The organism is Shouchella sp. JSM 1781072, from assembly GCF_041949915.1.
GTDB lineage: Bacteria > Bacillota > Bacilli > Bacillales > Bacillaceae_D > Shouchella.
Map to the genome: position 1 here is coordinate 305,044 of NZ_JBHFQE010000001.1, position 23,323 is coordinate 328,366.

Here is a 23,323-nt window from a genome sequence, read left to right on the forward strand (position 1 = left end):
TGTCATTGAGCTGTTCAGAAATAAAGGGAGGTATTTGATGGGCCAGGGCAGCTACATCTCTTTCTATGATTTACGTGTAAGGAAAGTATTTAATTGGCTCGGAGCGACTGAAATGATGGTCGAACTCATGGGGTTAGAAGAATGCGTAGGGTTTGGCGATACGTTTCTAGAAGCCAAAAAAAACCTTAATGAGAGCATTATTGTATGGGAACAAACATATGGGAAAGAGAGTTTCCCTCCACATTTGCAAAGACCGCAAATTATCTGGATTGATGCCCCAATGGATAAATCCGAATTTGCGTTTATTAATCATGAGCTATTAGCGTTAGAACAAGGGTAATGCAAACGTAAAAGCCTCCAAAGCGAAAAGGAGGCTTTTTTTATTTGTATATAACGAGGAACATGAGTAAATAGATCGTTTTTTATTAGAATGAAGAGGGTAAATAGTGGGTACAGGAAAGGATGATGGAACGTGAAAAACCGTTTAGTCGTTGTAACAGGTGGTGCGAATGGGATTGGCAAAGCTGTATCTCAAGCATTTGCAAAAGAAGGGCATCGTGTCATTACGATTGATAAAGAGAAGCAAACATGGGAACAAGAACGTGTAGTACCGTTGCAAGCGGATTTAGCAGATTATGAACAAGTGCAAGCAACTATGAACCACATTTCAGAAGAGTTTGGAACGCCTACTGTATTAATTAACAATGTTGGAGTCTCGACATTTAAAGATTTTTTTGAGTTAACCATTGATGAGTGGAACCATGTGCTGCAAACAAATGTAACAAGTACATTTTTACTCTCTCAAGGGTTTGCAAAAAAGATGAAAAAGGAGGAAAATCCTGCTGCGATCATTAACATTTCATCAACGCGTGCTTATATGTCTGAACCAGATTCAGAAGCATATGCGACCTCTAAAGGGGGGATTGTGGCGCTAACACATGCGATGGCCGTCTCTCTTCAAGATACAACCATCTCCGTCAATGCTATTGCACCTGGATGGATCCATACAGGCGATGTTGAAGAGTTAAGAGAGGTTGATCACCGCCAGCATCCATCGAAGCGTGTGGGTACACCAAATGATATTGCACAGGCTTGTTTATTTTTAGCGGATCCTAAAAATAACTTTATTAATGGTGAAACGCTCACAATTGATGGGGGTATGACAAGAAAAATGATTTATGAGCATTAAGTAAAGCGTAAGAAAAATAGCCTTAAAAAAGAAAGACGAATGTTCATTATCGAGAACATTCGTCTTTGCGTTACTACGTTTATTAAAATAAAATCGTTTTGTTTTGATGAACGATACAACGGTCATCCAAATGCCATTGAACGGCTCGTGCAAGGGCGATTCGCTCAATATTTCTGCCGACAATTCTTAAGTCTTTCGCAGAGTGACGGTGGTCAACGCGAATAACGTCCTGTTCAATAATAGGGCCTTCATCTAAGTCGTCTGTCACGTAATGAGCAGTAGCACCAATTAATTTAACGCCGCGCTCAAATGCTTTTGCGTAAGGGTTAGCGCCAATGAACGCAGGCAAAAACGAATGGTGAATGTTAATGATGCGCTGCGGGAATTGGGAGACAAATGTTGATGTTAAAATTTGCATGTAGCGAGCTAATACGACTAACTCAATATTATGCTCTTTTAACAATGCAATTGCAGCGGCTTCCGCTTCTTCTCTATTTTCTTTTGTTGCTGGAATATGATAAAAAGGAATGCCGTACGATTCAACTTCAGCTTGTGTATCTGGGTGGTTGCTAATCACAAGAGGAATGTCTGCGTATAATTCGCCCGCTTTCCATTTCCATAAAAGTTCAGACAAACAATGATTTTCTTTAGAGACAAAAATGGCCATTTGCTTCTTTCGTTGAGCTTCCTCTAATTTATAAGTGAAATCATGTGTGGCAGCCAACGTTTTGAGCCCTTGTTGGATCGCTTCAAAATGAGCGTGGTCTTTTTGCCATTCGAATTCGACTCTCATAAAAAATCGACCGTGCTCATGGTCAGTGGAATATTGGTCAGATTGAACAATATTGGCGTGATGATTGAAGAGCAATGTAGAAATTGCAGCGACAATGCCTGGTTTATCTTGACACGTTACAAGTAAGATTGCGCGATTTTCGTGATGGTGCACGTTTTGTTCCTCCGTTCTAAACACCTTTTAAACAAGTATATCGTTATATAACTCCCCTATTGAAGCAAACTTATTCGCTTGCTGTCAATCTTTCCTAAAGGAAAAAGCCGATTGACAGAATCATTTTTACTATGAGAAGATTCGATTTCTGCCAAAGGCATTTGGAAATAGTTTTTTTTAATCTCACGTTGACGTTTCTTATAAATTTTTGGTAACATAAGACCTACCTATTGATTGTGATCATGCACGATGCCGCTTCAATCGTAACGATTATAGAGTTGATTGAACAGATGGCAGAGACTTTGCTGTGCTCTGCTTCTTTTAATGGATTTTTTTTAATAGAAAAGCAGTGAGGAAGCGGAAGAAAAGAAAAGGAAATTGAGGGTGAACCTGGTGGAATTGTTTTTAGGAGAAGGCTGGGATGTCTTACCCGCTGGAGGCGCAACTGGTGAAGCATACGTTGCTAGACATGGCGACTATCAATTATTCATAAAGCGAAATTCATCTCCTTTTCTTGCGGTTCTTTCTGCTGAAGGAATTGTCCCGAAATTATTGTGGACGAAGAGGTTAGAAAGTGGTGACGTCATTACGGCACAGCGCTGGATTCAAGGGAGGGAACTTAAAGCGAAGGAAATGAGGAAAGCAAGTACAGCAAAATTGCTTGCAAATATTCATGATTCTGCTGACTTGCTTGATATGTTTACAAGGATGGGGAATAAACCGTTAGTTCCATCTGTAATGATTGAAAACATGCATTTGCAAGTATCGCTTTATGGACTTGATAACCCGTTAATTGATAAAGGCTTAAGCGAACTTGAGCGTTTACTTCAGCGATTAGATGACACTAAGTATGCAGTTTGTCACGGAGATATTAACCATAATAATTGGATGCGTGATGAACATGAGAATTTATATTTAATTGATTGGGACGGTGCGACCGTTGCTGATCCCGCTCTTGATTTAGGTCTATTGTTATATACGTATATCCCTGAAGATGAGTGGGCCGATTGGTTAGCCGTGTATGGCGAGCGGTTAACAGATTCCTTGCGATTAAGAATGTACTGGTATGTTGTGGCAAATAGCATTTCAGAGTTTCTTTGGCACTATAGTCGAAATAACGAAGATCAAGTACGTAGCTATGAAAAAAATTTGTCTTATTTAATCAATAGCTCATCTTATCAGAGATGAGCTATTTGTTTGAGGAGAGATAGCTTATTTCCTAGGAAATAAGCCAATTATAATTGTTCAAGCCAACTATTAATGGTTTGAGAATCGAATGTGTCGGTCTCTGTTGCGCTTGAAATTTGCGAGATCGTATCAGAAAGGCTCGAATCAAGCGATTGATCTTGAGCGACATTTGACAAGAGCTGCGTCAGTTGTTCGTGCTCGTTATGAGTGAGGAAATGCTCGGTTTGCTGACTGAGTAATAAGTCTTTAATTAACGAAAGTTTATGATTTGTTGATAAAGGCATGTTACACCTCCTTCCTTATAGCGTAGCTTGATTGTTTGAAAATTATTCAGAAATGATAAGAAAGAGGGATAGACATGCGTTTAAGACATAAACCGTGGGCAAGAGAGGAATTGAATAAACGACCAACGATTGTCATTCAAGAACCAGCTTTACAAAAAGGAAATTGGAAAGACATTTTTGGAAACAACAATCCAATTCATATTGAAGTTGGAACAGGGAAGGGTCAGTTTATAACGAAGATGGGACAAGCTCACCCCGAAGTGAATTTCATAGGCGTAGAGCGATACGAGAGTGTTCTTATTACAGCAATGGAAAACATAGAAGGCGCTGGGGTTTCAAACGTTAAGCTTTTAAGTGAAGATGTTGGCGATTTAACTGAATTTTTTTCAGCTGGAGAAATTAATCGATTGTTTATTAATTTTACGGACCCTTGGCCAAAAAATCGCCATGAGAAAAGACGTCTGACGCACGAACATTATTTGAGTATGTATCGCGAGGTGCTGGATGCTCAAGGAGAGATTCATTTTAAAACCGATAACCAAAGGCTATTTGAATACTCCCTTCATAGCATGTCTAGCTATGGGCTATCATTTAAAAATGTGAGCCTTGATCTCCATAATAGCGAGATGGAAGGCAATATTATGACAGAATATGAAGAGAAATTTTCTGCTAAAGGTGATCGGATTTATCGGTTAGAAGCAACGTTTTCATAAGCGAAAAAAGAGTCCTGCACCTTGCAGGACTCTTTTTAGTAAAAGGATTTAAATTTGTTCAAGCTTTAAAAGAACACCGCTGTTTATATCGGCAACGAATTCATATTGAACGGGTCCGTCGACTGTTGAACTTGTTAAGCCACCACGATAAGCTTGATACGTAAGACCTAAATGATTAATCGTTTCAGGCTGCATGTGTATCCAAGAGCCATGAATAATGTATTCTTGTTTTACTACTGCTTTCACTTTCTTTAGAACGGTCTCAGGCTTCATTTCATCCGATTGACAAGCTCTAGATGCTAGTACACCTATAAGAACGCCTACGCCAATCCCAATCGATAAACGTTTCAATTTAAACCTCTCCTTATGATAAAAAGTAAGTGGAGCGCCAGTTGATGGGTACAATTCATGATATCCCCTTAAATCAAAGAATAAAAACCATCTCTGTTAGAATCACCACTTACGATACCATAGTTTTGTGTGAAAAGTAAATCTCCTTTACATGACAACTCAATAGAACAAATGAATCGCTAGCTTATCTGAAAGAAATTTTGTAAAATAAAAAAAGAATAGCTTGTGGGAGGTACATATGAACGATCAAACAAAACAATTATTTCAGTCTTTAACCGAACTTGTAGGACCGCCAGGCTTTGAGCATGATGTTCGAGCATTCGTTAAAAAAGAATTATCGAAACATACCGACGAAATTATTCAAGATAAATTAGGCAGCACGTTTGGTGTCTTACGTGGTAATGAAGAAGGCCCAAGAGTAATGGTAGCTGGACACATGGATGAAGTGGGATTCATGGTGACTTCAATCAATGAAAAAGGACTAATTAAATTTCAAACATTAGGTGGCTGGTGGTCGCAAGTCCTTCTAGCACAGCGCGTACAAATCATGACCGATAATGGACCGATTATTGGAGTAATTGGTTCAACACCACCGCATTTGCTGCAAGATTCGCAGCGTTCAAAGCCCATGCCAATTGAAGAAATGTATATTGATATTGGCGCTGATGATCGAGACGATTGTCTATCGATAGGGATTAAGCCTGGACAGCCAATCGCTCTTGAATGCCCGTTTACGCCAATGGCGAACCCTAAAAAAATTATGGCAAAAGCTTGGGACAACCGTTACGGTGTCGGTCTAGCCATTGAATTGTTAAAAGAGCTTAAAGGAGAAACCGTACCAAATTTGCTCTTCTCTGGTGCAACCGTACAGGAAGAAGTCGGTTTGAGAGGTGCAGCAACAGCGGCACATATGATTCAACCTGATTTGAGCTATGTGCTTGATGCAAGTCCAGCTAATGATGCAACTGGTGGAAAAGATGCATTTGGTCATTTAGGCAAAGGTGCGCTAGTTCGGATTCATGACCGCACAATGATTACACATAAAGGGATGCGTGATTTTGTACTTGATACGGCAGAAGCAAATAACATTCCGTATCAGTTCTTCATCTCACCAGGTGGAACGGATGCAGGTCGCATTCATACGTCTGGCGATGGTGTTCCTTCAGCTGTCATTGGCGTATGTGCGCGCTATATTCATACATCTTCATCAATTTTACACATTGATGATTATGCTGCGGCAAAAGAATTGTTAGTCAAACTTGTCCGTTCCACTGATAAGTCAACGTATGAAAGTTTAACGTCGTACGTATGATGACGCTAGCAGTAGGGACAAAAAACCCTGCGAAAGTGCACGCTGTTAAAGATGTACTAATAAAAGAACCTATTCTCATTTCCTCGATTCCATCTCCTTCAGGAGTAAGGGATCAACCTTTATCAAGTGAAGAAACGCGAAAAGGGGCATTGAATCGAGCTGAAAGCGCAAGACAAGCGGAGGACGCTGACTTAGGAATTGGCCTTGAAGGTGGCGTGATGCGCGTTGAAGGCATTTATTATCTTTGCAATTGGGGTGTTTTAGTGACCCGAGATGGTCGTATTTACCCAGCTTCAGGTTTAAGTTTGCCGTTGCCTAAAACATTTAATGATTCGCTAGAGTCAGGGATAGAGCTTTCCCATATTATTGGCATTCAAATTGGTAAAAAAGATGGAGCAATCGGATTGCTAACAAATGGTCGCGTAACGCGTAAACAAATGTTTGCACAGCTTGTAGAGAGTTGTTACGGCATGTATAAATTTGAACAGCGTCCTACACTCCATTGAGGATGTTAAAAGACGAGTAATCCCGGATTACTCGTCTTTTCGTTGTTATCTAGTTATCTGAATCAATTTTACAATAGGGAACAATTATCGTTTTAAGATTTATTGTTCTGCGAAAATATAGGCTAACGTTTGAACCGCTTGTTCAGGTGTCTCGACCACGACTTGAGCTTTATTTGATAATTCTTTTAGGGCGTGGTGAAGTTTCTCTGGACGGATTAGAATAACGGGGATACCGGCTTCAATGGCCCTCGATGCATCCATAGCAGTATTCCATTGCTTGTACTCCTCACCAAATAAAGCGATGACAACGTCTGATTTTTTCATAAGGATTTGAGTTCGTAAATTGTTTATACTTGATGCAGCTTCATCTGTGTGAATGTTTGTCGGTTGCTCTCCTAAAATCATTTCACCAATTTTGTCACTTTTATCATGATTTTCCATTGGCCCATTAAAGGTTAGAGGTAAATCATCTTGCTTTGCTAAATCTTTAATTGTGTCGCGCCAATTTGAATGAATTTCTCCAGCTAAATACACATTTAGTTTCATTATAAAACTCCCTTTACATGTCTTTAGTTTCTATGATAATGGATATCCTAAATGAAGAAAAGTAAACCTACTCAAATTGTCTTGTCACATGAAAAGACATATCGTATTCTTAAAGAAGACAAGATTACTTTTTGGAGTGTGAGACATGAAAGCTTTTTTAGCGAAAAAAGGGGTTCAACCGTCGTTACGTACTTATTTTATTAAAGCGATGGGACAAATGACGTTTGGTTTGTTTGCGACATTAATTATTGGTATTATTATTCGAACAATTGGAGAACAAATTCAAATTGAGCAAATGATTGAACTTGGTCAATTTACGATGGACCTATATGGAGCAGCAATTGGTGCTGCGGTCGCTCTCGCACTGGTTGCACCTAATTTCGTCGTACTAGCAACAATTGTCTGTGGTGCTGCAGGTGCGTTTTATGGAGGGCCTGCTGGCAGTTTTTTAGCAGCTATAGTGGGAGCAGAAATAGGAAAAATTGTTGCAGGAGAAACAAAGATTGATATTCTCGTTACACCGATTGCGACAATTGTATCTGGGTATACCGTTGCATTTCTTTTAGGCGCGCCAATCCAGTTCTTAATGGTGTCGATTGGTGATGCGATTACGTGGGCGACAACTCAGCAACCGCTTATTATGAGTGGTGTTGTTGCGGTTTTAATGGGGTGGGCACTAACGGCGCCTATCTCTAGTGCTGCCATAGCAATCATGCTTGATGTACAAGGGCCTGTCGCCGCAGCTGCTGCGATTGGTTGTGCGGGACAAATGGTCGGTTTTGCGGTTGCTAGTTATCGAGATAATCGAATAAGCGGGCTACTTTCAATTGGTATTGGCACATCGATGCTGTTAGTGCCGCATATTATTCGAAACCCTCGCATTCTCATTCCGCCAACAGTGGCAAGTTTAGTTGCTGCTCCAGTTGGGACAATGGTCTTCGGTTTAATAAATAATGCAGCTGGAGCTGGAATGGGCACGAGTGGGTTAGTCGGACCGATTATGACTTTTACAGAAATGGGCTTTACGTGGTTGATTTTCACTCAAGTTGTAGTATGCTATGTAGGAATACCAGCGGTCGTTGCGCTCGTTGTATCTGAGTGGATGAGAAAAAAAGGCTGGATAAAAAAGAACGACATGAATCTTTTAGAAGGTTAAGATGGGGTGTATACGATGGAACATGTAGCAAGCGTTGAAGAATTTAACAAAATTAAAGAATCGGAGACAGCCGTTTTTCTATTCTCAGCTAATTGGTGTCCAGATTGCCGAGTGATTGAGCCGTTTCTACCTCGACTGGAAGTAGATTACCCGACGTTTACGTTTTATTATGTAGACCGTGACAAACTTATCGATGTTTGCATCGATCATGATGTGTTCGGAATACCAAGCTTCCTTGCTTTTTCAAACGGTGAAGAGTTAGCACGATTTGTTTCTAAAGACCGTAAGACAGAAGATGAAATTCAAACGTTTCTAACAGAAGCAGAAGCAAAAGTAGGCTAGGAGGTGAAATCAACCTCCTAGCTTTTTAGTTTTTAGTCGATTCGTGTTAAACTAAAGTACGAATAAGGAGGGTTAACGTTGAATCTTCAAACCTTTAGAAAACAAATCGAAGACAAATTACAACATGATGGCTGGACCATCCGTTATGACCATAAAGAGAGTACGTTACGTGTAGAAGATCCATCCATTAATAAAGGTGTAACGTTAGCGCTTAAACCATTATTAGCGCGCTGGGAACGAAAAGAGTACGATTCAATTGAAGAAGCGATTCGCCATGTACGAGTTGGGCTTATGTCAATGAAAGAAAGCGTCGCACTTGATGGAAAAGAAAAGCATATTTTTCCGGTTATACGGGCTGCATCTTTTCCAGAAGAAACGTCAGATGGAAAAAAGCTCATCTTTGACGTACACACAGCAGAAACAAGAATTTATTATGCGCTTGATCTAGGTGAAACGTACACGTTAATTGATGAAGCTCGTTTAGCAGACAGCTCTCTAGGGTTAAAAGAATTAAAAGAGATGGCGATGTTTAACATTCGTTCATTAGAGTGTCCAGTGAAGCAAGATGAGGTAGCTGGAAATACGTTTTATTTTGTAAGTGCAAACGATGGCTATGATGCAAGTCGCGTCCTTGATCAATCATTCATTGAAAAAATGGAACAAAAGGTTAAAGGGGAGCTAGCGATTGCAATTCCTCATCAAGATTCACTAATCTTTGCCGATATTCAAAATCACACCGGTTATGACGTTTTAGGACAAATGGCCTTGCAATTTTTCCGAAATGGACGAATCCCGGTTACCGCACTTCCTTTTGCTGTTGAAAGAGGAGAGCTTGAACCTGTATTTATCTTAGCGCAAAAAAAGCCTAAAGACCGATAGTCCAAGTTTAATTAATGAAGTATACTAGAAACGCTACGCTTACGTGTGGCAAGAGGAGCAGACGATGAACGCATTTTATAACAAAAAAGGAATTGGCGATGTCTTATTGCTTGTTAAGGAACAAGCTTCCATTGATGACCGTCTTGTGGAACAGCATGGAGACTTTGTCCAAATAAAAAATCGAACAACAGGTGCGCTAGCTGGTATTAATGTGCTACATGCATCGAATTACGGAGAAGTAGACGGGGAAGGCGCTATTGAATTAACGAAAGATATTGAAGCGCTCGTACAAAAAGCTGCGTCAGAAAATGGACAAACCGTTGATTTAAATTTTGAGCAAAAGCCACTATTTGTAGTGGGTCATGTAGAGAGTTGTGAACAGCATCCGAACGCTGATAAACTATCTGTTTGTCAAGTGGATCTAGGTGATGAAAAATCACAGATTGTGTGTGGAGCACCAAATATTGCTGCAGGTCAAAAAGTCGTTGTGGCAAAGGTTGGTGCCATTGTGCCTAGTGGATTGGTTATTAAAGAAGCAAAACTACGTGGAGAAGCGTCTCATGGGATGATTTGTTCTGCAAAAGAACTAGGGTTAAAAGATGCTCCTGCTGAAAAAGGCATTCTCGTATTGCCAGATGACAAGGAAATTGGATCTGCATATTTATAATTGTTAATAAGGCTGGCTCTTTTTAAGAATGCCAGCTTTTTTACTTCAGGTGGTGAAATCATGAATTTTTTGAACAAATGGTTCAATTACTTCAAAGGACAAGAAGATGAGAATCGAGATGAACCAATACATACATCCACTCATTCAGAGGAAGATGTAAAACGTCCAAAGCAAACCGATCAAAAGCCAGTTGAAGAGTTAGAAGATGCTAGGATGACGTTTTACTATGGCTATTCGTATCATAATCAAGAGAATAACGAAGGACAAAAGGAAAAGAGTCATCCAGAAAAAGCGATTGAGGCAAATTATCAAAAGAAGACTTCAACGCTAAGAACTAAAACACCGTCACGTGAGTCAACGTATTTTCAAGGAACATTTAAGCCTACAACGATTCCTTCGCCAGTACATGGGATTCAAAAAAACATGGTGAGCGATAATAGCGACTATAACTGGTTATTACGCAATACGAGACACGCGCAGCAAAGCTTTATTGAGCGTATGAACGAAAAAGATGATTCGATGTCTAACGATCAAGAACAAACAAGTGAGTCCGTACAGCTTTCACAAATCGTTGAAAAACAATCTGTAGTTGAAACAAATCGATTGATGCTTGCATCTTTAAAAGAGAAACATGTCGCTGACACAGAACCTGAAAATCAAGTTGAGGAGCCGACCGTTGTTCCAAAATCGGAAGAGGTAGTGGAGGATAACGAAAAGCAGCCTGAACTGGAAATGGAGCCGGAGGTTGTCGCCTCAGTCGTTGAAAGTGGTCCAGATGTAGAAACGGCCATTAAAGAGGAGTCAGAAATAGCGGTTATTGCTGAAGAAGAGTCTGTAACGCCAGAAGTGGTGGAGCCGATGGAAGAAGAAAGCACTCGTTTAGAAGAGCATAAAGTAGATGAATCGCCGAAAGAAATCCCAAGAAAGAGCACATCCAGGTCTTCTGAAAAAAAGGAGATTCCTTTTAATGTCTTAATGCTGCCAACAGATCGACGAAAGAAACAGCAGCATTCACGACAGGAAGAGCGAGTGGATCATTATGATGCGCCACCTCTTAAACTGCTTCATTATCCTGAGAGAACGACAGACGATGATAGCGCTTGGCTAGATGAACAAGCTACATTGCTTGAGGAAACATTGCTTAGCTTTCACGTTGATGCCAAAGTGGTGAATCGAACAAAAGGTCCAGCTGTCACTCGGTTTGAAATTCAACCAGCAAAAGGCGTTAAGGTGAACAAGATTACGAATTTAACAGATGATATTAAGCTGTCTTTAGCTGCAAAAGATATTCGAATTGAAGCGCCGATTCCAGGAAAAAATGCAATCGGAATTGAAGTGCCAAATCGAACGTCTACGCCGGTTATGCTCAGGGAAATTTTGCGAAGAGATGTGTTTCGTACTCCATCCTCTCCGCTTACGGCAGCTTTAGGCCTTGATATATCTGGGAACCCAGTTGTGACTGATTTAAAGAAAATGCCCCACGGTTTAGTGGCAGGCGCAACAGGTTCAGGTAAAAGTGTATGCATTAACTCCATTTTAATTAGTTTGTTATACAAAGCTTCACCAGAAGACTTAAAATTGTTGCTTGTTGATCCTAAAATGGTAGAATTGGCTCCTTATCACGATGTGCCTCATTTATTAGCGCCTGTTATTACTGATCCGAAGCAAGCGACTGCATCGTTGAAATGGGTTGTTCAAGAAATGGAGAGGCGCTATGAGCTCTTTAGTAAAACGCGGGTACGTGATATCGAGAAGTACAACGAAAGACACGAAAAGCTACCATATATTCTTGTAGTTATTGATGAACTAGCTGATTTAATGATGGTATCCCCTCAAGACGTAGAAGATGCCATTTGTCGAATCGCTCAAAAAGCGCGTGCATGCGGGATTCATTTACTTTTAGCAACTCAAAGACCATCTGTAGATGTTATTACAGGGTTAATAAAAGCGAACATCCCGACAAGAATTGCTTTTTCCGTTTCGTCACAAACCGATTCACGAACCATTCTGGACATGGGCGGTGCAGAGCGGTTATTGGGAAGAGGCGACATGCTGTTCCATGAAAATGGTGCAGCGAAACCGGTTCGCGTTCAAGGTACATTTGTATCTGACGACGAAATTGAAGCGGTAATCGACTACGCTAAAAAACAAGGATCGCCAAACTATGCGTTTGAAAGTGAAGCGATAGAGAAAGCGTTTGAACAAACAGAACAAGAAGATGAGTTGTTTGAGGATGTGTGTTATTTTGTCGTGGAACAAGGAAGTGGTTCTGCTTCAAGTATTCAACGCCGCTTTCGCGTTGGCTACAATCGAGCCGCTCGACTCGTGGACATGATGGAAGCAAGAGGCGTTATTTCTGGTGCGATGGGAAGTAAGCCAAGAACCGTGTTAGTAACGGAAGATCAGCTAAATCAAACGTTCCATTCAAAGTCAGATCTAGCTTGAACTTGAGAAAAAGACAAAACTTATATATGATATGTAATGGAAAGTGATGGATTGTATAGTGAATGACCGGACCATTTATAGGTTATCGCATATACTAAACATTATTAACGGAAATTTAGCGATTGGATCGGCACCTAGAAACGAACCTAGGGCTTAGATTGGAGGCTTTATCAGTGACAACCTACCATTTTACCGGAATTAAAGGCTCTGGTATGAGTGCGTTAGCGCAAATATTAGATGATATGAAAGAAGACGTTCAAGGTTCAGATATTACAGAAGCCATTTTCACTCAAAAACCTCTTGAGAAAAAAGGCATTCCGCTTCTTCCTTTTTCTGCGGATAATATTAAAGAACAGCAGCATGTCATTATGTCCGCTGCGTATGGAGAAAACCATGAAGAGATTGTTCGTGCACGAGAACTTGGTTTAAAAGTAGACGTGTACCCAGAATTTTTAGGGTCGTTTATTTCTCAATTTACAAGCGTAGCGATTACAGGATCTCATGGAAAAACATCTACAACCGGTTTACTTGCTCACGTCATCGGCTCAATTAAGCCAACCTCTTATTTGATTGGAGATGGCACAGGGAAAGGTACGACTGATTCCGACTACTTTGTATTCGAAGCGTGTGAATATCGTCGTCATTTCTTAAACTATTCGCCTGACTACTGCATTATGACGAACATTGATTTTGACCATCCAGATTATTTTAAAAGCGTGGATGATGTCATTTCTGCGTTTGAAGAAATGGCTCGACAAGTTAAAAAAGCGATCATTGCATGTGGAGACGATCAGCATTTGCAGGAGCTTAAAGCCAATGTACCAATTCTCTATTATGGCTTAAATGAAGATAATGATTTCCAAGCGCGAGACGTGAAAAGCACGTCAGAAGGAACATCTTTTGATGCGTACATCCGTGGAGATCGATACGGAACCTTTCTAATTCCAGGTTATGGCGACCACAACGTAAAAAATGCACTTGCGATCATTACGTTGTGTCATTATGAAGGCTTACAGTATGAAGATGTTGCGAAGCATTTAAAATCATTTGCAGGTGTAAAAAGACGCTTCAGTGAAAAAGTATTCGGCTCGCAAATTTTAATTGATGACTATGCCCATCACCCGACTGAAATTGCGGCAACCATTGAAGCAACAAAAAAGAAATACAAAGACCGTAAAGTAACGGCGATCTTTCAGCCACATACATTTACTCGTACAAAAGCGTTCTTACAAGAGTTCGCTGATGCGCTAAGTCAAGCCGATACGGTTTACCTCTGTGACATTTTTGGATCTGCAAGAGAAGATCAAGGCTCTCTAACCATTGAGCAATTACAACAATTAATTGATGGAAGTCACTTAATGCACGAATCAAAAATAGAACAATTACAGGTCCATGAGCACGAAGTATTACTGTTTATGGGGGCTGGGGATATCCAAAAATATCAAAAAGCCTATGAAATAAGTCAGAAAAAAAGTAGCTAATGCATAGTTTTTGATAAAGAAGGGTATAAGAAGGTAACTAGAACAGTTCTAGTTATCTTTTTTCTTTTTGTAAGATAAACAATTGTGAGCAGGAGATCGATGGGAAATGTCGAATTTGTTTTTGCAGCCCTCTATTTGAATCTTTTGTTTTAAGATTGTAGAATTGGGTAAAGAATTAAGGAGGGGGTATGCTAAGTGGAAGCTTTGTTATACATAAGTGTCTTTATTATAGCTGTAGCGATTGCACTTTTTGTTATTTACGTAATAAAAACACTAAAATCAACAACAAAGACATTAGAGCAAACATCTGCAACGATTAAATCGTTGGAAGGTCAGATGAAAGGCATTACAGCTGAATCAGAAGCTTTGCTTCAAAAAACAAATGCTTTAGCTGACGATGTGCAGCGTAAATCAGATTCACTACAGGTGTTATTTGATTCATCGAAAGACTTGGGAGAATCATTAAAATCCATTAATCATTCGGTGAGACAAGTAACGACAAAAGTGAATGCCGAAACCAGTCGAAATGCTGAAACAGTTTCGCAAGCCGTTCAATGGGGCCAAGCTGTTTTAGATTTCTATACAAAGTTTAAGCAACGAAAACAACAATTAGAACAAAATCAGTCCAAGGAGGAGTTTTAACATGGGAGATATGAATACGAAAGATTTTTTAATTGGTACACTAGTAGGTGGAATCGTTGGAGCGACAACAGCTCTTTTTCTAGCACCAAAATCAGGTAAAGAATTACGTAGCGATATTAGTGAGCAAGCTTATAACGCAAAAGAAAAAACGGCTCAACTAACAAACGACGTTTATGAAAAAGGAAATGAATGGGCAGATCTTGCAAAAGAAAAGTCTACAAACATAGCAAAAACGGTTTCTGATCAATCCCAACAAGTGGTTGATAAAGTGAAGGATTTAAGTTCTTCTGCAAAAGACGAAGCTGAGAATCAAATGGAAGAAGCGAAAAGCTTAGCAAAAGATTTAAAAGAAGATGCTGAAGAAGCCGGAAAAAATATTTCTGAAACGGTAAAAAGCGAAGTAAATGACGCTGAGAAAAAAGCAAAATCATCAGCTAAGAAATAATCTGAATTAAAGAGTCTTTTCATTACTTTAATGGAAGGGCTCTTTCTTTATGATGAAGATACGGAACGAACTGTCTGAGAAGCAAGGTGTGGCGGTTTTAATAGATCATCACGTATAGCATAATGACTTTAGTGCATAAAAGCGTTTAAGTAATAAAGAAAAAAACCGTGACTTTTTTTGATCTCTTCGTTATAATAGACAGAATAAATTAAAGATGCATGGGAGAGGTGGAGAGAAATGAGTCACGAACAGTTAGACGGCTTAAGAGATCAATTAGACAAAGTAAACTTGGACTTGTTAGAACAAATCAACAAGCGAGCGCAGTTAGTAAAAGAAATTGGGGAAGTAAAAAGACAGCAAGGGATTGCGCGATTCGATCCGGTGCGAGAGCGAAAAATGCTCGACCATATTGCTGAACATAATAGTGGACCGTTTGAAACAACAACGCTTCAGCACTTATTTAAACAAATTTTTAAAGCGAGTCTAGAACTTCAAGAAGAAGACAATAGTAAAGCGCTTCTTGTATCAAGAAAAAGGCATCCTGATAACACGACCGTTACTGTAAAAGGTGAGACGATAGGAGATGGCAAGCAGCGTTTCGTATTTGGCCCTTGTGCAGTTGAAAGTTACGAACAAGTTTTAGCTGTTGCAAAAGAAATGAAGAAGCGCGGTCAACGACTCCTTCGAGGCGGGGCATTTAAACCGAGAACGTCTCCCTATGATTTCCAAGGTCTTGGTCTCGACGGATTAAAGATCTTAAAGCGTGTAGCAGATGAACTTGATATGGCAGTAGTCAGTGAGATTGTGACACCGAAAGATATTGAAGTAGCACTCGATTACGTAGATGTCATTCAAATTGGTGCACGTAATATGCAAAACTTCGAATTATTAAAAACTGCTGGATCTGTGAAAAAGCCGGTTCTATTGAAACGAGGTTTATCAGCTACCATTGAAGAATTTATTCATGCTGCTGAATATGTTGTTTCAAAAGGGAACGACCAAATCATGCTTTGTGAAAGAGGTATTCGAACGTACGAAAAAGCGACTCGAAATACACTCGATATTTCGGCAGTACCAATTTTAAAACAAGAAACACATTTACCTGTTATGGTTGATGTTACCCACTCTACAGGAAGAAAAGACTTACTCCTTCCAACTGCAAAAGCAGCACTGGCTATTGGTGCAGATGCAGTGATGGCAGAAGTACATCCAGACCCTGCGGTGGCGCTATCTGATTCTGCACAGCAAATGAATTTTGACGAATTCCATTCATTTATGAATGATCTTGAATCGTCTGGTTTAATTAAACAAGCAGTCAATCAAGCCTAAACGTTCAATAGACACTTCCATTCACATGAATGGAGGTGTTTTTCGTGTTTAAATTTCCTTGAAAGCGGGCACATTAATAATGGTATTGATAAATCTGTTTTCCATAAAAAAGAAAACTGTTTTTCATTTATGAAAATTTTTGTGAACACGTGCTTATTTATTGCACTAAATCTTTGTTTATCGTATCCTTATAAGAAATGAGCTTGAAAAACAGAGTTAATGAACTTAATAATACACATTTTTATGAGAGCGAAAAGGAGGATAACTGCTGAACGTTGGCAGGAATAACATATGAATACAACAATTTATGATGTAGCACGAGAAGCAGGGGTTTCAATGGCAACTGTATCAAGAGTTGTGAACGGAAATCCGAACGTTAAACCAACAACACGGAAAAAAGTATTAGAAGCCATTGAACGCTTAGGCTATCGTCCAAATGCTGTGGCAAGAGGGCTTGCTAGCAAACGAACAACAACGGTCGGTGTGATTATACCTGATATATCAAGTATCTTTTTCTCAGAGCTTGCTCGAGGAATTGAAGATATTGCAACAATGTACAAATATAACATCATCTTGTGTAACTCGGATCAAAATAAAGATAAAGAGATTCACTTGATTAACACCCTTTTAGAGAAGCAAGTTGATGGAATTGTTTTTATGGGTGGCGAAATTACAGACGAGCATGCGGAGCAATTTAAACGTTCGCCTGTTCCGATTGTGCTAGCTGCCACATTAGATAGCGAGAAATCGTTCCCTTCTGTCAATATTGATTATACAAAAGCAGCTGAAGATGTCATTCAATATTTAATCGATAAAGGGCATGAGCGTATCGGCATGCTAAGCGGTTCTTTAGAAGATCCGATTAATGGCTATCAGAAATTTGCGGGTTATCGAAGTGCGCTCGAAAAGAATAACATTGAATTTGATGAAGATTTAATTGTCATTGGTGATTATTCGTATGACTCTGGGATTGAAGCAATGGATTCATTTGTAGAAGTAAGCAAAAAGCCGACTGCTATCTTTGCATCGAATGACGAAATGGCTCTTGGTGTCATTCATGGAATTCAAGATAAAGGCTTAAACGTACCTGGTGATTACGAGGTTGTTGGCTTTGACAATACGAGACTTGCGACAATGGTTCGACCAACTCTTTCAACCGTTGTACAACCGCTATACGATATTGGTGCCGTTTCGATGCGTCTCTTAACGAAATTAATGAATAAGGAAGAAGTATCTGAGTCCACTGTTACGTTGCCTCACCGAATTGAAAGCAGAGATTCAACGAAATAAATGGTTTTTGAAACGTTCCCTCACTGTGCTTATGCGCAGCGGGGGACGTTTTTTTGTTAAAAAAGTGATTTAAAAACGAATTAATTGAGTCATTCTTGCATCATTTCAAGCGTTACTTAAAAAAATCTTAATGAAGTTGCCTATACGTATGGACTTTTTCTTCTTGGCATAGGTCTTGCATATGTCCTTATACGAGATCAGTTAAAGGAGAGATAAAATGGTCGAAGCTGTTATCGTGTCAGCTGTACGTACACCAATCGCACGTTTTGGAGGAAGTCTTGCAAAAATGGAGCCCTATGAGTTTGGCGCCATCGTTATGAAAGAAGCGTTAAAGCGTGCTGAAGTGGATGGAAATGAAGTGGAAGATGTAGTGTTTGGAAATTGTTTAGCCGGCGGTGGAAATATGGCGAGAGTCAGCTTACTGCAAGCAGGTTTACCCGTTGAAGTTGCAGGCTTAACTGTAGATCGTCAGTGTGGATCAGGAATTAATAGTGTTGCTCTTGCTAGTGATCATGTAAAGCTAAATGAACAGCAGATTTACATCGCTGGTGGAACAGAGAGTATGACACGGTCCCCTTATTTAATGGCACCCCAAGAAAAACCATTTGATCGTCTTCCACCTTCGTTTTTAAAACGAAGATTATCACCTGAATCGATTGGCGATCCTCCAATGGGGATTACAGCAGAAACCGTCGCTGATTTCTACAATATTTCTAGACAAGAGCAAGATCAATATGCACTTCAAAGTCAAATGCGGATGGCTCATGCATTGGAAAATGGTTTTTTTGAAGAACAAATCATTTCATTACATGTCCCTTCTCAAAAAGGGTTGACTGTATTTAAAGAAGATGAGCATCCACGACCAAATTCAAACATTGAACGATTAAGTCAATTAAAACCGGTGTTTAAGCAAAATGGAACGGTAACAGCAGGAAATGCTTCTGGTGTGAACGATGGGGCTGCTGCATTAGTTGTGATGTCAGCAACGCAAGCTAAGCAAAGAGGCTTAAAGCCATTAGCGAAAATCGTCAATTGGGTCGTAGCAGGTGTTCATCCAACGATGATGGGAATGGGTCCTGTTCCAGCTATTCAAAAATTACTTCAAAAGACGAATGTGTCATTAGCAGACATCGACTTAGTTGAAATAAATGAAGCATTTGCAGCTCAAATACTTGCATGTAATAAAGAGTTAAACATTGATATGGACAAATTAAATGTCAATGGAGGCGCAATTGCGCATGGTCACCCGATTGCAGCAACGGGATCGATGCTTATCACTAAACTTTGCTATGAAATGCAAAGAAGTGGAGCCAAAAACGGAATTGTAAGCGCTTGCGTTGGAGGAGGGCAAGGTATTGCACTTTTATTAGAGTCTATGTAAATAACAAACGTCTTTAAAATGAAGAAAGGATGTGATGATGTGGATAAGAACGACTTCCGATATGAGGATGTTGTTATTCCAAACATTTCTCTTTCCACCTTGTTTGAGACAGCTGTTCAAGCGTATTCCCAGAACATCGCCCTCACATTTTACGGCAGGACTTATCGCTATGATGAACTTTATCAACAAGTTCTATGCGTCGCAAATGGATTAGCAGAAGATGGTGTGAAGCAGGGGGATCGGGTGGCGTTAATGCTACCGAATATGCCAGCGTACCCGATTAGTTACTTTGCTATTATGTATCTTGGTGCAAGTGTCGTTCAAATTAACCCAATGTATCGACCGAACGAACTGCTCTATATTTTACAGGATGCTAACGTAAGCACGATTATTTTGCATGAATCCTTGCAACCCGTCTTTTCTGAAATAAGAGAGGGTAGTCAAGTTAAACGGGTATACACGACATCCTTTGATAAGCCTTCAAGCTTTGATCGCTTACTTAAAAGCACACCGATTCAACAAAAAAGTGCGTTTGTTCAACCAAAAGAAGATGTAGCAGTGATTCAATATACTGGAGGAACGACTGGTCGATCAAAAGGCGCGATGCTTACCCATTTTAATCTTGTAGCGAACGCCTATCAGTCTTCAGTCACAATGAATACGGATGTGGAAGAAGAAATTGTTTTAACTGCGATCCCTTTATTTCACGTTTATGGCATGACGAGTGCTATGACAACAAGCTTTCTTCGTGGTAGTACGATTTTATTGTTATCGAAGTTTGATGTAGCTGAAATGGCAAAAGTGATTGAAACCGAACGTCCGACTAGTTTTCCAGGTGTGCCGACTATGTATATGGCGCTTATCCAGTACGCGAAAAAATATGGAAGTGATTTCTCTTCAATACAGCGTTGTACAAGTGGATCGGCTCCTCTACCGGTAGAAATGATTTACAAATGGAAAGCGTTAACTGGTGCAGATGTGTTAGAGGGTTATGGCCTTTCAGAGTCGTCTCCAGTCACACACCGCAATCCTTTTAAAGGTGTGCAAAAGCCTGGCAGTATTGGCATTACCGTGTCCAATACTGAAGCAAAAATTGTCGATATGGAAACAGGGCAAAGGGAACGTAAGAATGGTGAAGTAGGAGAACTAATTATAAAGGGACCACAAGTGATGAAAGGGTATCTCGGTATGGAAGTAGAGACTGCTCAAACATTACGAAACGACTGGCTGTACACTGGTGACTTGGCGAAACAAGATGAAGATGGCTACTTTTATATTGTAGGCAGAAAAAAAGAGCTTATTATTGCAAGCGGTTACAATGTATACCCAATCGAGGTGGAAAAAGTTCTTTATCAATTACATGATGTCGTAGAGGCAGCAGTGGTTGGGATACCAGATGCTTACAGAGGAGAGACTGTCAAAGCGTTTATAGTAAAAAAAGAAGGCAGTCTCCTATCAGAGTCAGAAGTGCTTAATCATTGTCGCTTGTACTTATCGCCTTACAAAGTTCCAAAGTTCATTCAGTTTGAAGGAGCTTTCCCAAAAACAGCTGTAGGGAAAATTTTAAAACGAAAGCTAATTGAAGAAGTCAACCCATAGGAGAAGGAGGACGTAAATGGACGTTTTACTCCAACAAATTGTCAATGGTTTAACGGTCGGAAGTGTGTATAGTTTAGTGGCTTTAGGATTAACGCTCGTCTATGGAATTCTGCACATCCCGAACTTTGCGCATGGTGCTCTTTACATGGTCGGTGGTTATATTACATTGCTTTCAATGACTTCACTTGGCGTTCCCTATTTCGTCGCAATGTTTATTGCCATTTTGGTTGTAGGCGTGCTAGCAATGTTGATGCAAAGGCTTGTATTCCATCCTTTACGTCATTCGCCACCTATTCATGACAAGATAGCAGCTATTGGTGTTTTATTATTTTTAGAAGCACTCGTTCAACTTATATGGGGAGCAGAATATCGATCTGTTACAACACCGTTCACCGAGGTCGTCTCCATTCTAGGTATTACTGTCACGCAACAACGGATTTTAATTATCTTTGCTGCAGTCATTGTTATGATTTTACTTCAGCTCTTTTTGAAAAAGACGAAAACTGGATCTGCTATTGTCGCAATGTCGCAAAATCGCGAAGGTGCATTTCTAGTTGGAGTGAATGCAAATAAAGTCGCCTTGTTAACATTTTTTATTTCAGGTGCATTAGCCGCGGTCGCCGCTTCCATTGCATCGCCTATTAATCTTGTGTATCCAGGCATGGGTCATCTTGTCATTTTAAAAGCATTCGTCATTATTATTATCGGTGGAATGGGGAGTATTCCTGGTGCAATCGTTGGTGGCTATATTCTCGGAATTACAGAGAGTTTGGGCGCAACCTTTATTTCAAGTACGTATAGCGATCTAATTGCTTTCGTTTTGTTAGTGTTCATTTTAACGATGCGTCCGCAAGGGTTATTTGCTAAAAAGGGGGCACACGCAAATGCGTAACGCGAAATCATTCGTTCTACCTGGCGTGTTCGTTGGCATTGCTCTCGTGTTTCCATTACTAACCTCGAATCAATATTTCATTTATGTGTTAACCATTGCGTTTATCTGGTCAATCGCGGTGTACGGGATGAATATTATTGGAGGGTATACAGGTCAATTATCGCTTGCTCACGCTGGTTTCTTTGCGGTAGGGGCCTATTCATTAGGGATTTTAACAGTGGATGTCGGCATGCCATTTTGGGTCGCGTTTCTATGTGCAATTGCCATTACAACAACCATTGGTTTACTTGTTGGTTTAGTGGCTTTACGTACAAAAGAACATTTCTTTGCCATTTACACATTATGTGTAGGCTATATTATCTATTTGGTGATCTATCAATGGGATGAATTAACCGGAGGGGTTAGAGGCCTGATTGGTATTCCTGCTCCAACGGCAATTGGACCACTTTCGTTTGATGGTGGAATAGGCACCTATTATTTAGTGTTACTGTTTCTTTTGCTTACAATTTTATTTGTGAAAGGGATCGCTACTTCATTGGTTGGTAGAACGTACATGGCAATCCGCAATTCTGAAGACCTTGCGCAAACAATTGGAATTAATACGATGAAGCAAAAGTTAATTTCCTTTGTCTTATCGACACTATTAGCAGGTGTCGCAGGGGCTTTGTATGCATCGACTGTACGGTTTATTGGTCCGGACCTCTCGTACACGATGATGACATTTGATATGCTCACCTACTTAATCGTCGGTGGAATTGGGACGTTGTTTGGTCCATTAGTAGGGACGCTGTTAATCGTTGTATTAACACAAGGCCTTCAGTTTATGGAAGAGTACCGGATGATCGTATTCGGACCGCTACTCGTTCTTTTAGTTATCTTTTATCCAAAAGGGATTGTTGGCGGGATTCAACAATTTTTACAACGACGTAAAATGCGCAAAAACAAGCAGAAAGCGTATAGCGAGCAAAAGGGGGAATCCATTTGATCTTAGAAACGAAAGGCTTAACAAAACGATTTGGTGGGCTAACGGCTGTTAATCAAATGGATATCGGAGTAGAGGAAAATAAATTAACCGCCATTATCGGTCCCAATGGTGCAGGGAAATCAACCTTATTTAATCTAATGAGTGGCTATTATCCAGTAAGTCAAGGGCAAGTGATGTATAAAAATGAAGACATCACTAAACGTAAACCTCACCAAGTCGCAAAGCTCGGGATTGCACGCACATTTCAGTCAACAAAGCTTTTTGAAAACGCCACAGTTTTTGATAATCTCATCATCGGAAATCGACTACGGACAAAATCAAATGTACTAGATACGATCTTTCGAACCCCTCGTTTAAGAAAAGAAGAAGCTTTATCAAGAAAAAAGGCGGAAGAAGTCTTAGCGTTTGTTGGGTTATTAGATCGAAAAGATCAACTGATTGCTGACATTTCTCAAGAAGCGAAGAAGCGAATTGCGATTGCATTAGCCCTTGCAACGGGACCAGAGATTGTGTTTTTAGATGAACCAGCTGCCGGAGTGAACCCTGAAGAGACGGATGGATTAGCTCAATTAATACGAAAAATGATTAACACAGGCCTGACGGTTTGTTTGATTGAGCACAAAATGAAGATGGTTATGGAATTAGCTGATCATGTCATCGTCATTAATTACGGTAAAAAAATTGCTGAAGGTAAGCCAGAAGACATTCGCCAAAATCCTGCAGTGATTGAAGCGTATTTAGGAGGCGGATCTTAA

General features: G+C 40.0%; 25 protein-coding genes. 21 read left to right on the plus strand and 4 right to left on the minus strand.

Annotated elements, in window-relative coordinates:
* Nucleotides 1-37 precede the first annotated feature (37 nt).
* Both ACE1TH_RS01620 and ACE1TH_RS01625 read left to right on the plus strand, forming a co-directional pair.
* Nucleotides 38-340, plus strand: coding sequence for a HicB family protein (locus ACE1TH_RS01620; protein ID WP_099301554.1), 303 nt, complete (start codon nucleotides 38-40; stop codon nucleotides 338-340).
* 132 nt (nucleotides 341-472) lie between these two features.
* A complete protein-coding gene (locus ACE1TH_RS01625) occupies nucleotides 473-1,189 on the plus strand; it encodes an SDR family NAD(P)-dependent oxidoreductase (RefSeq protein WP_099301553.1) in 717 nt (238 codons plus the stop codon).
* 82 nt (nucleotides 1,190-1,271) lie between these two features.
* Here ACE1TH_RS01625 and purU read toward each other — a convergent pair whose 3' ends face one another.
* Nucleotides 1,272-2,135, minus strand: a complete 864-nt coding sequence (gene purU / locus ACE1TH_RS01630; protein ID WP_099301552.1) for a formyltetrahydrofolate deformylase — start codon at nucleotides 2,133-2,135, stop codon at nucleotides 1,272-1,274.
* A 393-nt stretch (nucleotides 2,136-2,528) separates the two neighbouring features.
* Between purU and ACE1TH_RS01635 the strand changes: the two genes are divergently transcribed.
* Nucleotides 2,529-3,323, plus strand: a complete 795-nt coding sequence (locus ACE1TH_RS01635; protein ID WP_099301551.1) for a phosphotransferase family protein — start codon at nucleotides 2,529-2,531, stop codon at nucleotides 3,321-3,323.
* A 47-nt stretch (nucleotides 3,324-3,370) separates the two neighbouring features.
* Here the strand turns inward: ACE1TH_RS01635 and ACE1TH_RS01640 are convergent, their stop codons facing one another.
* Complete coding sequence (locus ACE1TH_RS01640; protein ID WP_099301550.1) at nucleotides 3,371-3,607, minus strand: YtzH-like family protein; 237 nt, start codon at nucleotides 3,605-3,607, stop codon at nucleotides 3,371-3,373.
* A 74-nt stretch (nucleotides 3,608-3,681) separates the two neighbouring features.
* Between ACE1TH_RS01640 and trmB the strand changes: the two genes are divergently transcribed.
* Nucleotides 3,682-4,320, plus strand: a complete 639-nt coding sequence (trmB, locus tag ACE1TH_RS01645; protein ID WP_099301549.1) for a tRNA (guanosine(46)-N7)-methyltransferase TrmB — start codon at nucleotides 3,682-3,684, stop codon at nucleotides 4,318-4,320.
* A 48-nt stretch (nucleotides 4,321-4,368) separates the two neighbouring features.
* On the opposite strand, the gene ACE1TH_RS01650 is transcribed toward trmB, so the two are convergent.
* On the minus strand, nucleotides 4,369-4,671 hold the full coding sequence (locus ACE1TH_RS01650) for a hypothetical protein (protein WP_099301548.1): 303 nt from the start codon (nucleotides 4,669-4,671) through the stop codon (nucleotides 4,369-4,371).
* Between the two features lie 238 nt (nucleotides 4,672-4,909).
* On the opposite strand from ACE1TH_RS01650, the gene ACE1TH_RS01655 reads away from it, so the two are divergent.
* Nucleotides 4,910-5,983 carry a M42 family metallopeptidase gene (locus tag ACE1TH_RS01655; RefSeq protein WP_255223646.1) on the plus strand — a complete coding sequence of 358 codons (1,074 nt, stop codon included), beginning with the start codon at nucleotides 4,910-4,912 and terminating at the stop codon, nucleotides 5,981-5,983.
* The gene (locus ACE1TH_RS01660; RefSeq protein ID WP_099301546.1) at nucleotides 5,980-6,489 is read left to right on the plus strand and encodes a DUF84 family protein; all 510 of its coding nucleotides are present in this window, start codon (nucleotides 5,980-5,982) and stop codon (nucleotides 6,487-6,489) included. The genes ACE1TH_RS01655 and ACE1TH_RS01660 overlap by 4 nt, the downstream gene beginning before the upstream one ends.
* Before the next feature lie 99 nt (nucleotides 6,490-6,588).
* On the opposite strand, the gene ACE1TH_RS01665 is transcribed toward ACE1TH_RS01660, so the two are convergent.
* Nucleotides 6,589-7,035, minus strand: coding sequence for a YtoQ family protein (locus ACE1TH_RS01665; protein ID WP_099301545.1), 447 nt, complete (start codon nucleotides 7,033-7,035; stop codon nucleotides 6,589-6,591).
* Between the two features lie 145 nt (nucleotides 7,036-7,180).
* Between ACE1TH_RS01665 and ACE1TH_RS01670 the strand changes: the two genes are divergently transcribed.
* The 15 genes from ACE1TH_RS01670 to ACE1TH_RS01740 all read left to right on the plus strand — a co-directional run bounded on the left by ACE1TH_RS01670 (nucleotide 7,181) and on the right by ACE1TH_RS01740 (nucleotide 23,323).
* Nucleotides 7,181-8,191, plus strand: coding sequence for a PTS sugar transporter subunit IIC (locus tag ACE1TH_RS01670; protein WP_099301544.1), 1,011 nt, complete (start codon nucleotides 7,181-7,183; stop codon nucleotides 8,189-8,191).
* Between the two features lie 15 nt (nucleotides 8,192-8,206).
* A complete protein-coding gene (locus ACE1TH_RS01675; RefSeq protein ID WP_099301543.1) occupies nucleotides 8,207-8,533 on the plus strand; it encodes a thioredoxin family protein in 327 nt (108 codons plus the stop codon).
* Nucleotides 8,534-8,611: 78 nt separating this feature from the next.
* Nucleotides 8,612-9,412, plus strand: coding sequence for a DUF1444 domain-containing protein (locus ACE1TH_RS01680; protein ID WP_255223645.1), 801 nt, complete (start codon nucleotides 8,612-8,614; stop codon nucleotides 9,410-9,412).
* Between the two features lie 64 nt (nucleotides 9,413-9,476).
* Nucleotides 9,477-10,079 carry a YtpR family tRNA-binding protein gene (gene ytpR, locus ACE1TH_RS01685; protein WP_375078269.1) on the plus strand — a complete coding sequence of 201 codons (603 nt, stop codon included), beginning with the start codon at nucleotides 9,477-9,479 and terminating at the stop codon, nucleotides 10,077-10,079.
* 60 nt (nucleotides 10,080-10,139) lie between these two features.
* The gene (locus ACE1TH_RS01690) at nucleotides 10,140-12,524 is read left to right on the plus strand and encodes a DNA translocase FtsK (protein WP_255223644.1); all 2,385 of its coding nucleotides are present in this window, start codon (nucleotides 10,140-10,142) and stop codon (nucleotides 12,522-12,524) included.
* A gap of 173 nt (nucleotides 12,525-12,697) precedes the next feature.
* Nucleotides 12,698-14,005 carry a UDP-N-acetylmuramate--L-alanine ligase gene (gene murC, locus ACE1TH_RS01695; protein WP_099301539.1) on the plus strand — a complete coding sequence of 436 codons (1,308 nt, stop codon included), beginning with the start codon at nucleotides 12,698-12,700 and terminating at the stop codon, nucleotides 14,003-14,005.
* Between the two features lie 195 nt (nucleotides 14,006-14,200).
* Nucleotides 14,201-14,647: a DUF948 domain-containing protein gene (locus ACE1TH_RS01700; RefSeq protein WP_375078270.1), complete on the plus strand. Its 447-nt coding sequence runs from the start codon at nucleotides 14,201-14,203 to the stop codon at nucleotides 14,645-14,647.
* A 1-nt stretch (nucleotide 14,648) separates the two neighbouring features.
* Nucleotides 14,649-15,092: a YtxH domain-containing protein gene (locus tag ACE1TH_RS01705; protein WP_099301537.1), complete on the plus strand. Its 444-nt coding sequence runs from the start codon at nucleotides 14,649-14,651 to the stop codon at nucleotides 15,090-15,092.
* 237 nt (nucleotides 15,093-15,329) lie between these two features.
* Nucleotides 15,330-16,421, plus strand: coding sequence for a bifunctional 3-deoxy-7-phosphoheptulonate synthase/chorismate mutase (locus ACE1TH_RS01710; RefSeq protein ID WP_099301536.1), 1,092 nt, complete (start codon nucleotides 15,330-15,332; stop codon nucleotides 16,419-16,421).
* Nucleotides 16,422-16,712: 291 nt separating this feature from the next.
* Entirely contained in the window at nucleotides 16,713-17,711 is a 999-nt protein-coding gene (gene ccpA / locus ACE1TH_RS01715; protein ID WP_099301535.1) for a catabolite control protein A, read from the plus strand.
* Nucleotides 17,712-17,928: 217 nt separating this feature from the next.
* Complete coding sequence (locus ACE1TH_RS01720) at nucleotides 17,929-19,092, plus strand: thiolase family protein (RefSeq protein WP_375078271.1); 1,164 nt, start codon at nucleotides 17,929-17,931, stop codon at nucleotides 19,090-19,092.
* 39 nt (nucleotides 19,093-19,131) lie between these two features.
* Nucleotides 19,132-20,691, plus strand: a complete 1,560-nt coding sequence (locus tag ACE1TH_RS01725; protein ID WP_255301135.1) for a long-chain-fatty-acid--CoA ligase — start codon at nucleotides 19,132-19,134, stop codon at nucleotides 20,689-20,691.
* A 16-nt stretch (nucleotides 20,692-20,707) separates the two neighbouring features.
* A complete protein-coding gene (locus ACE1TH_RS01730; RefSeq protein ID WP_099301532.1) occupies nucleotides 20,708-21,583 on the plus strand; it encodes a branched-chain amino acid ABC transporter permease in 876 nt (291 codons plus the stop codon).
* Nucleotides 21,576-22,568 (plus strand): branched-chain amino acid ABC transporter permease, encoded by a 993-nt coding sequence (locus tag ACE1TH_RS01735; protein ID WP_375078272.1) that lies wholly within the window; start codon nucleotides 21,576-21,578, stop codon nucleotides 22,566-22,568. Before ACE1TH_RS01730 ends, ACE1TH_RS01735 begins: the two co-directional genes overlap by 8 nt.
* Nucleotides 22,565-23,323 (plus strand): ABC transporter ATP-binding protein, encoded by a 759-nt coding sequence (locus ACE1TH_RS01740; RefSeq protein ID WP_099301530.1) that lies wholly within the window; start codon nucleotides 22,565-22,567, stop codon nucleotides 23,321-23,323. The genes ACE1TH_RS01735 and ACE1TH_RS01740 overlap by 4 nt, the downstream gene beginning before the upstream one ends.

Bases quoted from the DNA above. Each gene is read 5' to 3' on its own strand.
- ccpA (WP_099301535.1), top strand. From the start codon at position 16,713: ATGAATACAACAATTTATGATGTAGCACGAGAAGCAGGGGTTTCAATG.
- ACE1TH_RS01705 (WP_099301537.1), top strand. From the start codon at position 14,649: ATGGGAGATATGAATACGAAAGATTTTTTAATTGGTACACTAGTAGGT.
- ACE1TH_RS01710 (WP_099301536.1), top strand. From the start codon at position 15,330: ATGAGTCACGAACAGTTAGACGGCTTAAGAGATCAATTAGACAAAGTA.
- ACE1TH_RS01730 (WP_099301532.1), top strand. From the start codon at position 20,708: ATGGACGTTTTACTCCAACAAATTGTCAATGGTTTAACGGTCGGAAGT.
- ACE1TH_RS01655 (WP_255223646.1), top strand. From the start codon at position 4,910: ATGAACGATCAAACAAAACAATTATTTCAGTCTTTAACCGAACTTGTA.
- ACE1TH_RS01735 (WP_375078272.1), top strand. From the start codon at position 21,576: ATGCGTAACGCGAAATCATTCGTTCTACCTGGCGTGTTCGTTGGCATT.
- ACE1TH_RS01660 (WP_099301546.1), top strand. From the start codon at position 5,980: ATGATGACGCTAGCAGTAGGGACAAAAAACCCTGCGAAAGTGCACGCT.
- ACE1TH_RS01665 (WP_099301545.1), bottom strand. From the start codon at position 7,035: ATGAAACTAAATGTGTATTTAGCTGGAGAAATTCATTCAAATTGGCGC.
- ACE1TH_RS01690 (WP_255223644.1), top strand. From the start codon at position 10,140: ATGAATTTTTTGAACAAATGGTTCAATTACTTCAAAGGACAAGAAGAT.
- ACE1TH_RS01670 (WP_099301544.1), top strand. From the start codon at position 7,181: ATGAAAGCTTTTTTAGCGAAAAAAGGGGTTCAACCGTCGTTACGTACT.
- ACE1TH_RS01620 (WP_099301554.1), top strand. From the start codon at position 38: ATGGGCCAGGGCAGCTACATCTCTTTCTATGATTTACGTGTAAGGAAA.
- ytpR (WP_375078269.1), top strand. From the start codon at position 9,477: ATGAACGCATTTTATAACAAAAAAGGAATTGGCGATGTCTTATTGCTT.
- trmB (WP_099301549.1), top strand. From the start codon at position 3,682: ATGCGTTTAAGACATAAACCGTGGGCAAGAGAGGAATTGAATAAACGA.
- ACE1TH_RS01640 (WP_099301550.1), bottom strand. From the start codon at position 3,607: ATGCCTTTATCAACAAATCATAAACTTTCGTTAATTAAAGACTTATTA.
- ACE1TH_RS01675 (WP_099301543.1), top strand. From the start codon at position 8,207: ATGGAACATGTAGCAAGCGTTGAAGAATTTAACAAAATTAAAGAATCG.
- ACE1TH_RS01720 (WP_375078271.1), top strand. From the start codon at position 17,929: ATGGTCGAAGCTGTTATCGTGTCAGCTGTACGTACACCAATCGCACGT.